Below are 239 nucleotides of genomic sequence, written 5' to 3' on the forward strand. Positions count from 1 at the left end.
GGCTGGGGCCAGCAAGCACGTCAAGCAAGGTTACCCCATGGTTGATTTGGGTGGTTATCTAGATACGGGACTCAAAGTTGTTGTCCTCGATGAAGTCGCCCAGATCGGAATCCTCGTCGTCGCCGATCGGGGTATCCATCGATATCGTCTCCTCGGCGATCTTCATCAGCTTGCTGTTCTTTTGTTCCGGAATGTCCATTTCATTGGCCTGCTCCTCCGGCGTGGCCTCGCGGCCGTAC

General features: G+C 55.6%; 1 pseudogene. It reads right to left on the reverse strand.

What is annotated here, in order from left to right:
- Window positions 1–61: 61 nt before the first annotated feature.
- Window positions 62–239: pseudogene (locus ACQG3P_RS23075) on the reverse strand (sigma-70 domain-containing protein); the annotation flags it as partial.

Origin of the sequence: Stenotrophomonas sp. SrG (genome assembly GCF_050031795.1) — a bacterium.
Taxonomy (GTDB): Bacteria; Pseudomonadota; Gammaproteobacteria; order Xanthomonadales; family Xanthomonadaceae; genus Stenotrophomonas; species Stenotrophomonas rhizophila_A.